The 14,675-nt window shown below is 49.3% G+C and carries 12 protein-coding genes and 1 other RNA gene; 4 read left to right on the top strand and 9 right to left on the bottom strand.

The window, feature by feature from the left end; translation table 11 throughout:
• Nucleotides 1-346: 346 nt before the first annotated feature.
• The 9 genes from U5R06_15765 to U5R06_15725 form a co-directional block, all read right to left on the bottom strand.
• Nucleotides 347-1,990: an AMP-binding protein gene (locus tag U5R06_15765; protein MDZ7724215.1), complete on the bottom strand. Its 1,644-nt coding sequence runs from the start codon at nt 1,988-1,990 to the stop codon at nt 347-349.
• A 137-nt stretch (nt 1,991-2,127) separates the two neighbouring features.
• Nucleotides 2,128-2,991: a formyltetrahydrofolate deformylase gene (gene purU / locus U5R06_15760; GenBank protein ID MDZ7724214.1), complete on the bottom strand. Its 864-nt coding sequence runs from the start codon at nt 2,989-2,991 to the stop codon at nt 2,128-2,130.
• A 175-nt stretch (nt 2,992-3,166) separates the two neighbouring features.
• Nucleotides 3,167-4,222 carry a SpoIIE family protein phosphatase gene (locus tag U5R06_15755; protein MDZ7724213.1) on the bottom strand — a complete coding sequence of 352 codons (1,056 nt, stop codon included), beginning with the start codon at nt 4,220-4,222 and terminating at the stop codon, nt 3,167-3,169.
• Between the two features lie 181 nt (nt 4,223-4,403).
• Nucleotides 4,404-4,715: a response regulator gene (locus U5R06_15750; protein ID MDZ7724212.1), complete on the bottom strand. Its 312-nt coding sequence runs from the start codon at nt 4,713-4,715 to the stop codon at nt 4,404-4,406.
• A complete protein-coding gene (locus U5R06_15745) occupies nt 4,700-5,983 on the bottom strand; it encodes an ATP-binding protein (protein ID MDZ7724211.1) in 1,284 nt (427 codons plus the stop codon). Before U5R06_15745 ends, U5R06_15750 begins: the two co-directional genes overlap by 16 nt.
• Before the next feature lie 23 nt (nt 5,984-6,006).
• Nucleotides 6,007-8,055 carry a transporter substrate-binding domain-containing protein gene (locus U5R06_15740; GenBank protein ID MDZ7724210.1) on the bottom strand — a complete coding sequence of 683 codons (2,049 nt, stop codon included), beginning with the start codon at nt 8,053-8,055 and terminating at the stop codon, nt 6,007-6,009.
• Between the two features lie 290 nt (nt 8,056-8,345).
• Nucleotides 8,346-9,086 (bottom strand): hypothetical protein, encoded by a 741-nt coding sequence (locus U5R06_15735; protein MDZ7724209.1) that lies wholly within the window; start codon nt 9,084-9,086, stop codon nt 8,346-8,348.
• Between the two features lie 245 nt (nt 9,087-9,331).
• Nucleotides 9,332-10,024: an HAD family phosphatase gene (locus tag U5R06_15730; GenBank protein ID MDZ7724208.1), complete on the bottom strand. Its 693-nt coding sequence runs from the start codon at nt 10,022-10,024 to the stop codon at nt 9,332-9,334.
• Nucleotides 10,021-10,812: an inositol monophosphatase family protein gene (locus U5R06_15725; GenBank protein MDZ7724207.1), complete on the bottom strand. Its 792-nt coding sequence runs from the start codon at nt 10,810-10,812 to the stop codon at nt 10,021-10,023. Before U5R06_15725 ends, U5R06_15730 begins: the two co-directional genes overlap by 4 nt.
• 132 nt (nt 10,813-10,944) lie before the next feature.
• On the opposite strand from U5R06_15725, the gene ssrA reads away from it, so the two are divergent.
• The 4 genes from ssrA to U5R06_15705 all read left to right on the top strand — a co-directional run bounded on the left by ssrA (nt 10,945) and on the right by U5R06_15705 (nt 14,610).
• Nucleotides 10,945-11,308, top strand: a transfer-messenger RNA (tmRNA) gene (gene ssrA / locus U5R06_15720).
• 176 nt (nt 11,309-11,484) lie between these two features.
• Nucleotides 11,485-13,365, top strand: coding sequence for a P1 family peptidase (locus tag U5R06_15715; GenBank protein MDZ7724206.1), 1,881 nt, complete (start codon nt 11,485-11,487; stop codon nt 13,363-13,365).
• The gene (locus U5R06_15710) at nt 13,319-13,603 is read left to right on the top strand and encodes a P1 family peptidase (GenBank protein MDZ7724205.1); all 285 of its coding nucleotides are present in this window, start codon (nt 13,319-13,321) and stop codon (nt 13,601-13,603) included. The genes U5R06_15715 and U5R06_15710 overlap by 47 nt, the downstream gene beginning before the upstream one ends.
• Nucleotides 13,600-14,610, top strand: a complete 1,011-nt coding sequence (locus U5R06_15705; protein MDZ7724204.1) for a histone deacetylase family protein — start codon at nt 13,600-13,602, stop codon at nt 14,608-14,610. Before U5R06_15710 ends, U5R06_15705 begins: the two co-directional genes overlap by 4 nt.
• Nucleotides 14,611-14,675: the final 65 nt, after the last annotated feature.

Raw genomic sequence — 14,675 nt, 5'->3', positions numbered from 1 at the left:
CATGTACATGGATTTGACTCATGGAGTTGCATCTTTGAGATATCTATTTAGAGCTTTAATTTTGACGGGTCGCAAATTATATTGTCGAACTGAAAACTGTATTTTTTTCTGAACACTTGACTTTCTGTCAACGTACTGTAGAATGTACTGTAGTACGTACTGTCAGCATGCCTGTCGTACTGTAGAATGTACTGGAGTACGTACTGTCAGGTTAAAACTATTCGATAAAATAAAGAGTAAAATTGTAGCGCGCATTGCGGGCGTTTTTGCTCAGGAAGAGTCGGGTTGGAGTCCGGGGAATTTTCGAATGCAACGGCGGCTGCGGCGCTTGATGAAACTCGTTGATTTATTTTTTACGCTGTTTCAAAAGTTCTGCCGACTGTTCAACCAGTTTGTACTTTTGAATCTTGCCGCTGGCGGTCATGGGATAGTCCTGGACAAACCAGATATATCGGGGTATCTTGTGCCGGCTGATTTGTCCGCGGCAGAAATCACGTATATCCTCAGGTTCAAGATCGCTGCCATGTTTGCGTATAATAAACGCGCCGACCTCTTCACCGTATTTGGAGCTGGGAACGCCGACGACCTGCACATTTTGCACGTTTTCCATACCGTAAATAAACTCTTCAATTTCCCGCGGTGAAATGTTTTCCCCGCCGCGAATGATCATATCCTTTTTGCGTCCGGTGATGCTCAAATAGCCGGTTTTATCCATTGTGCCCAGGTCACCGGAATGCAGCCAGCCGTCCTCATCAATGACCTCTGCGGTGGATTGCGGTTGATTATAATAGCCTTTCATGACATTGTAACCGCGGCAGCAGATTTCACCCCTGTCAGATTTTTTACCGGTTTCCGGATCAACGAGTTTCAGCTCAATCCCCGGCAGCGCACGACCCACCGTAGTCACGCGCAATTCGATATCATCGTCCGGCCGGGTTTGGGTGATCACCGGTGAAGCTTCGGTCAGTCCGTATGCGATGGTGATCTCGGGCATGTGCATGCGGTTGATGACCTGGCGCATGCGTTCGATGGGGCAGGGCGAGCCGGCCATAATACCGGTTCGCAGACTGGTGTAATCAAATTTATTGAACAGGGGATGATCCAGTATAGCGATAAACATGGTGGGCACACCATAGAGCGCTGTGCATTTTTCGGCTTCCACGGAATACATGACATCAACGGGATTAAAGGATTCTTCAAACACCATGGCGGCGCCGTGGCTGACACAGGCGAGTACACCCAGCACGCAGCCAAAACAATGAAAGAGCGGCACCGGAATGCAGACCCGGTCCTGATGGGTAAAGCGCTGACATTCACCGATCCAGTAGCCGTTGTTGCCAATGTTGTAATGGCTGAGCATCACGCCTTTGGGAAACCCCGTGGTTCCGGATGTATACTGCATATTCACCACATCATGCGGATCGAGAACGGCCTGCCGCTGCTGATAATCCCTGTCACTGACCATGACGCTCATGGCCATGAGCTCGGGAATCGAATACAAACCGCGATGTTTTTCCGGTCCGAGGAAAAACAGGCGTTTGAGATGCGGAAACCGGTCTGTTTTCAGATAACCGCGCTGCTGGGTTTTCAGTTCCGGAACCAGCTCAGTGATGGTCTGCAGATAGTCGATATCGCCCCAGCCGTCGATGAGAAACAGATTTTCCGCTTTGGACTGCTGCAGCAGATATTCCAATTCGGCATTGCGGTAGTGGGTGTTGACTGTGAGTAAAATGGCGCCGATTTTGGCCGTGGCAAATTGCAGAGCCACCCAATAGGGTATATTGGTGGCCCAGACCGCCACTTTTTCGCCCTTTTCAATCCCCAGGGCCATCAAACCTTTGGCCAGTTTGTCAACGACGTTTCCGAATTCCTGATAGGTCAGGCGGAAATCGCGGTCTGCATAGACCACAGCATCATGATCGGGATAATTCACAATGGCGGTGTCGAGCATGGCGCCGAGAGTGATTTCCTTTAAAACAGGTTCAGACATATTCAGCTCGCAATTTACTCAGGCAGATAGAGTATGGCGTAAATCGATGCAGCCTGTTGTCCGGCACAGCTCAGGTAATGGGGGACAATCGAGTTGTAGTAAATTGTATCGCCGGCTTTCAGTTTGAATGTTTCCCTTTATTCAAATACAATGGTTTTTCGACCTTGAACCCAGACGCGATGTTCAAAATGGGCGTGCAGCGCGCGGGCCAGCACCAGCCGTTCCAGATCGCGGCCTTTGAGGATCAGGTCCTGTAAATTATCTTTGTGGGTAATGTGAATGATATCCTGGGCAATGATCGGCCCCTGGTCAAGATCATCTGTCACGTAATGACTGGTGGCGCCGATCATTTTAACACCGCGCTGATATGCCTGTTTATACGGATTGCTGCCGACAAAGGCCGGTAAAAACGAGTGATGGATGTTGATGATTTTGTTCGGGAAATGCCGGACAAACTCCGGTGACAGAATCTGCATATAGCGTGCAAGTACCACCGTATCAATACCATGTTCCTTTAACAGAGCCAGTTCTTTTTGCTCCTGCCCGGATTTGTTGCTTTTGTTGAGGGGGAACACATGATAAGGGACTTTGTAATGCTCAGCCAGGGGCTGCAGGTCCGGGTGATTGGAGATGATGAGAGAAAGATCGATGGGGTATTCGCCCATCTTGTGCCGCCAGAGAATTTCATTCAGGCAGTGATCGTATTTGGACACAAAAATAGCGGTTTTGATTTTTTCTTCCAGAAAGGTAATGGACCAGCGAGCCTTGAACTCGCGCGCCAGCGGGGCAAACGCATCATCCAGGTCCGACGTAGGAACCGTAAATTGACTCATATCCCAGGCCACCCGGATCGAAAAGATATGTTCATCGGGATCAACATGTTCATCCAGATCAATGATATTGCCGCCGCGTTCAAAAATAAAGTGAGAAATACGGGAGACCAGACCGATGCGGTCGGGACAGGACAGAAGCAGAACGGCTGTCAGGTGCTTTTTGTTCATAAACGGTACTCGTGTTTAATGCCGGTTTGTCAGCGGGGGCCCTATGTCCTGTGCTCCTGCTGATCGATTGTCTTAGTGGCTGTTTGGGACAATTGATGTGGATTGCAGCCGGGTTCATGGGCAACCCGGATAAAATATATTAACATTTTAACTGTTTTTCAATTAAAAAAAGGTGTTATTTTCGTTTTAAAACCATAAGAGTCATGTCGTCATGCTGTACCCGGTCCGCCCTGAAATCAATGATATGTTTGAGCAGTGAATTGCCGATTTCATGCGCCGGTTTATCTGCGTGTTCCAGTATATGATTTTGAATCATATGTTCATCAATAAAATGTCCCGACTCGTTTCGGATTTCAGTACATCCATCGGTTAATGCGATTAAAGCATTGCCCGGTCTCAGCGTTTCTGAACGTATCTGAAACCGCTGTCCGCTGCGCAGGCCCAGAGCCGGGTCGCCTTTTGACAGTTCTTTCAGGGCGCCGTCCCGGATAATCCAGGGCGGCAGATGTCCGGCGTTGACAAAGCATATCTCGTTATCCGATGGGTTGATTTTGATATATAAAAAGGAAATAAACTGGCTTTTCAGAGACGGTTTACAGAACAGATCGTTCAGTTTTGCCGTCATTTCGGCGATATCGGGTGTGTGCGGGATCAGCGCTTCCACGCTTGCCTGTAGTTTGGCCATGAGCAAGGCAGCCGCCAGTCCTTTGCCTGACACATCTCCGATGGCCAGTCCGCAGCATTTGTCAGCAAATGGATGAATGTCGATATAATCGCCGCCCACCAGTCGCGCCGGCTGACTGTACAACCACACATCCCATCCCGGCACGTCCGGCTGCTGTTCCGGCATCAGTGCATTCTGAATGGCGTTTCCCGCCTGCAGTTCTTCATGCGCTAACAGTTTGTCGCGGATTTCCAGCAGCAGTACAAAGAACAGGATGATAAAAGCGAACGGATTGTTGTTGGCGCCCGACTGATTCATAAAAAGTACAATGGAAATGGTAATCAAAATCCAGCGGTAACGGGAAAAGCGCAGTTTTTTCGAAACACCATTGAGAAACCAGAATGATTTGTAAGCGAAACGGAACGGAACCCAAAGGGATTCAGCCTTTTTACGACGGTTTGCCGGTGTGTAAAATTCATATACATCCGCCAGACTGCTTTTCAAATATCCCCTGAAATTATCACGGGAATACCTGCTCCGGGTTTTGTGCCGTGAACCGCTTTTCATAGATAACTCTTTGTATTTGTATGTTTTCGGTTTCTGATAATAAAGTGTCAAACCTGAATTGATTAAGACCAGACCCTGAAAGTTCTGTATACCCTTGTACTCGTATTTTTACCGCGTGTTACACATCATTTTTACAAAAACCGGTTCCCAGCCATCATTTAACAACGAGAATGAAATTGATTTAGCGTTGATCCAGAGCCTGCCGCACTTTGTCCGCAAGATTTTTTTTCGAAAATGGTTTTGGAATGAAATATACTCCTTCCTCCAATACACCATGTTCGGCAATGATATTTGTTGTATAACCTGACATAAACAATATTTGAATAGTCGGGCACAGTGATTTTATGTGGTCTGACAATTCTTTTCCATTCATTTCCGGCATGACCACATCTGTTAATAGCAGGTGTATAGTATTGGCGTGATTTTTTGCCAATTCGATCGCCTGTCCCGGCGTGTTGGCTGAAAACACATTATAATTCAACTGTTTGAGCATTTTAACGCTCGCTGTCTAATGGTTTCTTCATCTTCAACAATGAGCACGGTCTCGCCGCGACCCTGCGGTATCCGGTGTTCGGCTTGTTCGCTGACGTCATCGTCGGCCCTTCTGTGACAGGGCAGGTATATTTTAAACGTCGTTCCCTGATCGGGTTCACTGTCTACCTCGATAAAGCCGTTGTTCTGTTTAACGATCCCATAGACGGTCGATAACCCCAAACCGGTTCCCTGGCCGGCCTCTTTGGTGGTAAAAAACGGTTCAAAGATATTATCGCGGGTTTCCGGATCCATTCCGCAACCGTTGTCTGAAATGGAAAGCTGTATAAACGGTCCCGCTACAGTTTCTGTTTGATTGATGAGATGGGGACGTTCAATTGTGATATCGTCGGTTTCTATCACGATTTCACCCACCCCGTCAATGGCGTCGCGGGCATTGACACACAGGTTGGCCAGTACCTGATTGATTTGGATGGGGTCTGTTTTAACAGGGTGCAGGCCTGCTTTGGGGCGCCAAATGAGTTTGATATTTTCTCCGATCAGATGACGCAGCATTTTGAGCATGTGTTCGACGGTTTCATTTAAATCCAGAACCACCGGGTTGGTGGTCTGTTTTCGCGCAAAGGTCAAAAGCTGCCGGGTGATATCCGCGGAATGCTGCGCGGCATTCAGGATCTCTGCCAAATCAGCCCGCAGGGATTCATTGTCCTCCGCCTTGTCCATGGCAAGTTCAGCGTAACCCATAATCACACTCAGCATATTATTGTAATCATGCGCCACGCCGCCAGCCAGGCGGCCGACCGCTTCCATTTTTTGCGCTTGGAGTATTTGATTTTGCAGGGACTTTTGTTCCTCTTTCATTTTTTCACGGTCCGCATCCATTTCCATTACCCCTAATGCATAGGCAATATCACCGGCCATATCCGCAAAAAGACTTTGTTCCTCGGAATCGACTCCCAACTGGTGTCTCACTTTTGCGACAAGATAGCCGGCTATGAATTCATTGTGTTCAAGCCTGGAACACAGTAAATCCGAGTTTGTGCCTGGCATTGCGGACGGACATTCTCCGGCCAAATTTTCACCATCCCTGAACAACACGACATCCTTTGAATGGCGCGCTTTGTTACAGCAGGGAGGAAGCTGTCCGTTTTTGAGAGCGGCATTCATCGATTCGGTTGCTGTATCGGCGCCGTTCGCCGCCCAGGTGACGGGCGTATCTTTTTCATCCGTCAATATGATCAACGCGGAACGGTATCCGCGGTGATCCACCAAAAGGCGGCAGGCTTCCTTGATCAGGGTATGCGGTCGCGTTCCCGGACAATGAGTTGATTGATATCGCGGATGGCCAACAGCACGCGGTTCAGATGCTCAATGCGGCGTTTCGCCGATATACGTCCAGTGATATCCTCCACAGAGGCCATGATGCCGATAATCTGGTCTTTTGCGTCATAAACAGGAGCGACAGACAGACTGGCGTGAAACCGACTGCCGTCTTTTTTTTGTCGTATGACATGCAAGTCTGTGAGTGATTGATTGTTCATTACTTTTTTGCGCAGGTTTTGAAACTCTTCCTGTTTGTCTTTCGGGACTATCGGCAACGGTTTGCCCAGGGTTTCGTCGGCATTCCAGCCCAGAACCCGTTCCGCGGAAGCGTTCCATTCCTGCACCCTGCCCTCAGAGTCAACACTGAAAAGCGCTACAGGAGAACAGGCGAGCATGGCGCGTTGAGTTTCCAGACTTTTGCGCAGTTCTTCGGTTCGTTGCGCAACTGTTTTACGCAATGACCAGGACCAGAGAAAAATAATCAGGAGAATAGCGAGCAACGGCAAAAGAAACCAGGCGGAATATCGCAGAATATCCAAAATAGAACGCGGGTTATCTTTATACACCCCGAGCCATTTTTGATGAATGCGGCGGTATTCTCCGCTGTCCTCCAGCATGTTCAGGCCTTCTGTGAATTTGGCCAGCAGGGCTTGATGGTTTTCAGGAACCGCATAGCAATACTCGTATTCCAGTAAAGGCTGTTGTCCGACTGTCAGGTTTTTCCAGCTATTTTGATTGATCCAGTAAAGGGCGGCAAGTCGGGAACCGAGGGCGCAATCGTGTTTTCCCACTGTTAGTTGCCGCAGTGCATCTTCCTGGGTGTCCAGAGCGGTTACGGTTCTGCCAATATTGTTTTCGCGCACATAGTCGTGCATGATATCACCGCGTTGAACAACAATATCCTTGTTCTCGAGTTCCTCTATTGATCCCGGCGGGCTGTCTTTCTGTCGCACAATGCTGACCATATGCGCGATGGTATGAGCCGGAGAAAAATCAAAATCAAGATCGCGTTCGGCGGAATAAAACATACCCTGCAGCGCATCTATCTCTCCATCCGCCAGTGCGTCGCGTATTTGCGTCCACGGGCCCAGCCGGATTTCGATGTCGAGTCCGGTTGCCCGACTGATGGCCCGGGTCAAGTCGACATTATATCCCGCGGGCTCGCCGTTTTCGTCCAGGTATTCAAAAGGAGGAAAGTTGTGATCTCCGCCGACGATGATACTTTGATGCTTTGGCAGCTGCATGGACGCGAACCACTTGGCGTGCAGATGACGAAAGGTGCCGTCGGCCATGACGATTGCAAGGCCTTCATTCAGCAGCGCCAGGGTTTCCCGGTCGCCTTCTTGTACGGCAAAACAAAAATCCTGTCTAAAGTCGGTTATGGGTTTGTCAATGACGTTTAGATTTTTATAATTATTTTCCTGGATAATACGCAGCGCAACCAGTCGTTGTATGACCACGGCATCGTACTGCCCCTGTGATAATTCGCGCAGAGCCTGGTCAAAGGTAAGGGTTGAATGGATGTTCATTTTAATGTTTTGACGCTGCAGAAACTCTTTAGCATTATCCCCTTGCATTACCGCGACGTGTTTGCCGCGTAAATCTCTAAACCTGCGGATATCTTTATTGTTTTCGCGCACCACAATGGCGCCATGCAGAGACGTATCAGGAAATGTAAAATCAAAGACCGATTCTCGTTCCGGAGTTCGTCCGACCAGTGGCAACGCGTCTATGTCGCCCTGTTCCAGCCAGTTCCTCACATCTGCCCAGACGCCGGTGCGAAAGGTGACCTCATAGTTCATCGCCTCAAGAGCGCTGCGCATCAACTCGACTGAAAAGCCATAGGCCTGACCGCTGGAATCCTGAAAGCAAAAGGGAGGATAGTCGATTTCAGACGCGGAGCGAATCGGCGCTTTTTCGGATATCAATAGGCCGGGTAACAGGAGACAGCTGAAAAGTATGTGTGCCAGCCGGTTTTTCAATTTAGACCGGATAGAGTCAATGATTGTTTCTTTCATTTTGAATACTACCTATTGTGATCAATGCGCTGTTATATTGTCTAATATAAAAATTCTGTATAACTATCAAAACAAAAGAAGTGTTGATTTTATTTTAGAAAAATTTTTTATTGATTTTATTCTGATCGTCTGTCAAGACGATAACAACAAACAGCATCAGCAGGGACGCTGACCGCGTTGCCACATCCGATCGCGTTACGGATCAGAATATGCCCGTTTTTCAATCAGCGTCCCCCGTGGATTCATTGTAAAATACCGGGATTACCAGGCAACACCGACATTCAGTACGGTTAGCTCCAGTTTAATCCCGTTATAGGGCCCCATGCCGTATCCACATTCCAGTACAGACGCATGAATGCCGTTTTTTCGAAACCGCAGCGGCGCCAGCCGCAACCCGGCGGCCCAGACCGGATCGACCGAGTGTTTTGCGCCAGAAATTCCGGGTTTAGGGTCTCCGGCGTATCGGTTGATAGGTGATAATGGGGATTGCGGAAATTGGCCGTGTCTGTCAACAGCAGCGCCGGGATATCCCTGTACCACAAGAGCCCGTGATCGCTGCGCATAAAAGCGGATGACAGAAAAAAGGCGCCGTCGCCGGGCGCCACCAGTCCGACCAGATTGGCGAGTCCGTTGTTGTTGCCCTGTGCGGTCATTTGCCGCGCCAGGTCTGCGGATTGCTGATTGCCGACCATTAGCAGGTAATTACCGGATTCAAAATCAGTGCGTCCGGTCAGTCCCAGTTCGAACCCGGCAAGCGGCTGCCAGATTCCCAGCTGCGGAGCGGCCAAAAGCCGTTTAAACGCTTCAAAACCGGCGGGATCGAGGCCCACCCGTGCACCAAGCTGCCAATCGAGATTACCAATCCAGTCCCCGCGAACGGCGGCTGTGATACCGGTACTCTGCTGAAACGAGTAGGCGGACTGCAGTACCAGCATCTCCGCTCCGGCGGAAATACGCAAATCTGAAGGGTCGGCAGTCCAACCCGGGATATTCATACACAATATCATGAGTAGAAAAATAATTGGTTTCATAATGCACCTCTTTATGGGTTTAAAGTTTAATTTCAGAATAATATAACCCGTTGGATATTGAATTGAAAAAAAGAGAGGATGGAGGCGTAAATTACATGGATGAGTCAGGTAAAACAGCGGATCAATAAAAAAGGAGAGGTCTATAGATGTGGGTATACAGTGAATCCGCGGCATAAAGATATGATCAATAAAGAATTGTCTCCTGTACCGGTATCAGGACCAGGAGATAAAAGCAGGATGGGGGATCAGATCTGAGAATTGATGTGATGCGCTACCCATCTCAAGAGGTCATCCGCCTCTACTATCTCATCAGCGGGTGTAAAGTCCATATGATGATTGTAAAAGCGCCGTAACGCCAGACAGGTGCATCCGGCCGCCCTGGCGGACTGCACCCCGGGTTCCGAGTCTTCAATGACCAGGCAGTCCTGCGGTTGAGTGTTCAACCGGTCTGTGAGCATTAAATAGGGCTCCGGATTCGGTTTTTTGAGGTGGATTTGGTCACCGGTGACGATGGCATCGAACAGCGTGTCGGGCCGGAACAGCGGATCAGTCTGCGCCAGTTTGCTGAAAATCACATTCACATCGCGCTGCGGCGAAGTGGTGCACAGTCCTGTTTTCAGCTTTTGTTCCTTGGCAAACCGCACCAGTTCCGGGATTCCCGGCGTGACCGGCAGCGCGTGAATTGATAATTCCGCGTCATAATGCTGTTTTAATTTGCGAATGACCACGTCATACTCCAGTGAAACCTGAAACTCTTTTTCGATCATCTGCAGATTCTGACGGGTGGGATGGCCGATAAAATTGTATTGGAATTCGTCCGTGAGGTGGATGCCCATGGGATCAAATACCTGACGGGTGACGCCGAACACCACGGGTTCGGTATCGACAAACACGCCGTCCATGTCGAATAATACCGCGTTGAATTGGCTGAGGTTCATTGCTGCAAGTCCTGTATGTTGGGGAGAATCAGATCATCGATATAAGAGTTGGAGGCATAGATATGCGGATTGCTCTCTTGCCAGGGTTCACCGTTCCAGTTGCAGAAACGTCCCCCGGCCTCGGTGACAATGAGCATGCCGGCGGCGTAATCCCAGATTTGATCGCCGGCGCAGATAAACGCATCGGTTTTGCCGCAGGCGACGGTACACAACTCATAGGCCGTGGAGCCGAGCTGCCGCACGTCAAAATGCGCCAGTCGGCGCCAGACCCGGCTCATCAGCTGACGGTCCCGGGGCGGGTGTCCGCATTCCAGAATAATCAGGCTTTTGCGCGCGTCATCGATATCTGATACGTGGATCGGCTGATCGTTGCAAAACGCGCCGGCGCCGCGCTCTGCGTAATACATATCATGGCGCAGCGGATCCCCGATCACGCCGATGCGCGCTCCGTCTTTGTCGAACAAAGCCAGGGAGACGGTGCAGATCCCCAGCCCGCGGCTGAAATTGCTGGTGCCGTCGATGGGATCCATGATCCACAAATGATCTCCTTTTTTTTCCTGGGAACCGGTTTCTTCGCTGAGTATTGAAAAATGAGTCTCTGCTCCCAGAATATCAATCAGAGCCTGTTCCGCCCGGTGATCGTATTCGGTGACCAGGGATTGATCAGATTTGATGGTGATGTTTACGGAAGAATAAAAGCCTTCTCTAACAATAGCTCCGGCCGCCCGCACAGCCTTGAGAGCGGTCTGCAGATCAGGGGAATGGGTTTCATTTTTATTTTTTGTCATGACAAAAGATACGGTTTTTTGACAATTTTTCCAAGGATGAGCGGAACAATTGACGGTGAATTTACGTTACAAGATTGACGTTGGAAAAAGCGATAATTGTTTGTATATTACTGACACACGATACATTGAAACGGGGACGAAATGGGTTTCGACGGGATCCGTGGTGTTAGTGGCTGCATGTCGAGGATGTCTCGGTCACCTCGTTAATCAACCGGGAGGCAAAAATTATTTGCAGACAATTATAATTACGCCCTGGCTGCGTAATAGCAGCCAGCGTCCTCTCCGGGTTTGACCTGCTGGAACCGGGGAAGGACGACGATCACGGCAGGTGATCACATGACCACGCTCTCGGATCATGTGTGATATTTAGAGAGTTGGATCCGCCGGACTTTGTCGGTTGCAGGCCGGTGGATCGAGATCAAGCATCCGGCTAAACATGTAGAGGCCGCTATGGCCGCTTTCTCGGACGCGGGTTCGACTCCCGCCGTCTCCACTATTAAAAAAGGCTCCTCTTTTGGGAGCCTTTTTTTGTTTAAACTCCGAGGACGGGACTGGAAATATAGCTGCACTCCTTTCATGTTATAATAATGCCACTCTTTATTTATATATAATCGCAGTATAAAGTTTGATCGTAATTTGCAAAATCATGCTTGATCATGGACAGGAGCTATTATGCGTATCACCGTCGCATTCAACCTTCGGACAGACCAAAATGAAGAGAGCGCGGAACTGCTGACTCGGGAAGATGTGGATCGAATCTGCAGCGCACTTTCCAGCTTGCGTCATACGGTTACGCCTGTTGAAGTCTCCGGCAGACCGGATGATGTGGTGGAACGGCTGCTCAACAGCAATCCGGATATTATTTTCAATGTTGCCGAAGGAACCATAGGCAGTAGCAGAGAAGCGTTTTTTCCGGGTTTGTATGAACAATTGAATATCCCGTTTACCGGCGGCAATGCTTCTTTATTGCATTTGAATTTGGACAAACATCTGGCAAAAACCGTCCTTAGCTCTAAACATATCAATGTACCCAAAGGTGTATTGATAACACAGAGCAGCCGCCAGCTTCCCGATGATCTGACCTATCCCCTGATGATCAAACCCAATTCTGAAGGCTCCAGCAAGGGGATTACTCAGGACTCTGTTGTAGAAACTCATGCCAGGGCCGAGCAGCGCATCGATCAGCTTTTGAGTCGTTATCCGGCGGGATTGGTGGTTGAAGAATTTATAGAAGGCAAGGAACTCAGCATCCCGTTTCTGGAAGCTTTTCCCGGACAATGGCTGCCTGTTGTTGAACATACCTTTGATCTGCAGGGTGGCGCAAAATTCAATATCTATGATTATGATATGAAACAGGGCGGAAATGCCGCACGCGCCGTGCATGTACACTGTCCGGCTGATTTATCAGAACAGCAGCAAGCGGCCTGTCTGGGGCTGGTCAGACAGGTTTCTGATGCTATGAATTGTCCTGATTTTGGTCGAGTGGATATACGACTGCACCGCAATGGTGATCCCTATTTTATCGAATTGAATCCACTGCCCAGTCTGCACCCGAATGCGTCTTTGATGACGGCAGCCGCGGTGATGGGACTGGACTTTAAGGATGTGCTGCGTTTGATTCTGCGATCTGCGGCAAAACGATTTGGCATCCCGCTCCGAAACATACGCAGGCAGATTGTATTGTCTGAAAGCGGGCAGAATCCGACTTTGCGCGAGCTGGGACATATCCCCGGCCGTTATCCGACCGGTTTGAACAATGCCATTACCGATGTCAAAGGCGTCAAAGTCGGCCATTACACCCGCATTCAGGATGAGGTGCGTATACCCGGTGTGGAAGGACTTTCGGCTGTTCGCACCGGCGTTACCGCGATCATTCCTTCCAGCCGGGTGTTTAAGAATCGGCTGGTGGCCGGTGGATTCGTTTTGAATGGAGTGGGGGAAATGCTGGGATTGGATCAAATCCTGGAGTGGGGATGGCTGGAAACACCTATTTTGTTGACCAATTCACATTCAGTCGGACGGGTGCACAACGGTGTCATCCAATATATGACGGAAAAACATCCTGATCTTGGAATCGATACCGATGTGATTCTGCCGGTTGTTGGGGAGGCGGATGATTCCTTTTTGAATGATGTTCGTATCGGATTCAATTCAGCCGGCGATGCCGTAAAAGCGATTAAAAACGCAGTTGACGGTCCGGTGCAACAGGGATCGGTCGGCGCCGGCGCCGGTATGATCACGTTTGATTTTGCGGGCGGCGTCGGAACCGCTTCGCGCATAGTCCCATTGACCGAAGGCGAGTTTACGGTGGGTGTTTTGGTTCTGTCAAATTTCGGCAAAATGCATCATTTGACGGTTGAAGGCAATGTTATCGGTCGACGGCTGGATGAGCAATATGAAAAGCATGGACGACGCGACGATTCTGATGGCTCTGTGATCGTTATTATCGCCACGGACATTCCTTTACTCAGCAGTCAGCTCGAACCGTATTTCCAAACGCGCGGCATTGGGATTAGGCCGTACGGGTTCGATTGCCGCTTCGTCAAGCGGTGAGATTATTTTTGCGTTCAGTGTGGCCAATCGTACTTTGCGTCCATCTTTGTCAAAGTCAAAATTTATCACTTTAACGTGTATTTCGGATGCGCATATTAATCCCGTTTATGAAGCGGTGATCGAGGCCACGGAGGAAGCCGTGATGAATGCTGTGTTTTGTTCGCGCGGCATGAACGGACGGTTGCAGCGTTCTGCGCCCGCTATTCCTGCCGGCCGAATTTTGGAGATGCTGAAATGAAAATGATTGAAAAGTATAATGATGACCTGCACAATCCTCAGTGGAAGTTTCAGCTGGGACCGGAAACCTATGAAACCAAAGACACCCCGCAACGTGTTAACACCATCAAGCATCATTTGCTGAACGATAATGCGTTTGAACGGGTGACTGCGAAACCCTATCCTGAACGTCTCATTGCCCGTATGCATCCCTATCATGACTTTATTAAAAAAACATCCGAAAGCATCACCCGTGCTGGTGAGGAAATTTATCCGGATCTGTTTCCGGGTGAGGGCGCTCATCTCCGCCAGCGTTTGGATAATCCCCTGTGGGGCGGAATCTGGTGTACGGATGCGGTGACACCCATTATGAAGAAAACTTTTGAGGTGGCGCGCGCTTCGGCAGAATGCGCGTTGCTTGGGGCCGATATCCTGTTGGAAGCAAGTGAACGTGCGGTTTACGCCCTGTGCCGGCCTTCCGGCCATCACGCGGGTCCCCGCGTGTTCGGCGGTTACTGCTATTTTAATAATGCGGCTGTTGCCGCTGAATATTTATCTCAGCATGGAAGTGTGGCGGTGCTCGATATTGATTATCATCATGGCAACGGCACTCAGGAATTTTTCTATGATCGAAAATTTATTTTTACCGCCTCGATTCATGCGGATACAGAAGTAGAGTATCCCTACTATTGGGGATATGCGCAAGAAACAGGCGCCGGTCAGGGAAAACAGACCAATCTGAATTTACCCCTTCCCCTGAAATCTGATTCCCATGCTTATATGCAAAAAGTACAGACGGCGGTAAAGGCTATAAATCAATTTGCCCCGGATTTTTTCATCATTTCCGCGGGATTTGACACACACAAATCTGATCCGATAGGCGGGTTTACTCTGGAGACATCTGACTATACTGAAATCGGCGGAATGTTGTCAGATTTGTCAATCCCGACATTAATATGTCAGGAGGGCGGATACAATATCAACGTACTGGGAGAATGTGTCTATAACTTTTTAAAACCGTTTTGTTGATTTTTTTCACTCCAACAGGTTACAGTATTACAGCGCCATCTATAAAAAAAGGCTCCACATTGAGG

Source organism: candidate division KSB1 bacterium, assembly GCA_034521575.1.
Lineage (GTDB): Bacteria > Zhuqueibacterota > Zhuqueibacteria > Residuimicrobiales > Krinioviventaceae > JAXHMJ01.
This window is presented reverse-complemented; position numbering and strand designations above follow the sequence as displayed.

What these genes read in the sequence shown, in the direction of transcription:
- purU (MDZ7724214.1), bottom strand. Translation starts at nt 2,991, where the DNA reads ATGAACAAAAAGCACCTGACAGCCGTTCTGCTTCTGTCCTGTCCCGAC.
- U5R06_15715 (MDZ7724206.1), top strand. Translation starts at nt 11,485, where the DNA reads ATGCGTATCACCGTCGCATTCAACCTTCGGACAGACCAAAATGAAGAG.
- U5R06_15725 (MDZ7724207.1), bottom strand. Translation starts at nt 10,812, where the DNA reads ATGACAAAAAATAAAAATGAAACCCATTCCCCTGATCTGCAGACCGCT.
- U5R06_15740 (MDZ7724210.1), bottom strand. Translation starts at nt 8,055, where the DNA reads ATGAAAGAAACAATCATTGACTCTATCCGGTCTAAATTGAAAAACCGG.
- U5R06_15755 (MDZ7724213.1), bottom strand. Translation starts at nt 4,222, where the DNA reads ATGAAAAGCGGTTCACGGCACAAAACCCGGAGCAGGTATTCCCGTGAT.
- U5R06_15730 (MDZ7724208.1), bottom strand. Translation starts at nt 10,024, where the DNA reads ATGAACCTCAGCCAATTCAACGCGGTATTATTCGACATGGACGGCGTG.
- U5R06_15750 (MDZ7724212.1), bottom strand. Translation starts at nt 4,715, where the DNA reads ATGCTCAAACAGTTGAATTATAATGTGTTTTCAGCCAACACGCCGGGA.
- U5R06_15765 (MDZ7724215.1), bottom strand. Translation starts at nt 1,990, where the DNA reads ATGTCTGAACCTGTTTTAAAGGAAATCACTCTCGGCGCCATGCTCGAC.
- U5R06_15735 (MDZ7724209.1), bottom strand. Translation starts at nt 9,086, where the DNA reads ATGAAACCAATTATTTTTCTACTCATGATATTGTGTATGAATATCCCG.
- U5R06_15705 (MDZ7724204.1), top strand. Translation starts at nt 13,600, where the DNA reads ATGAAAATGATTGAAAAGTATAATGATGACCTGCACAATCCTCAGTGG.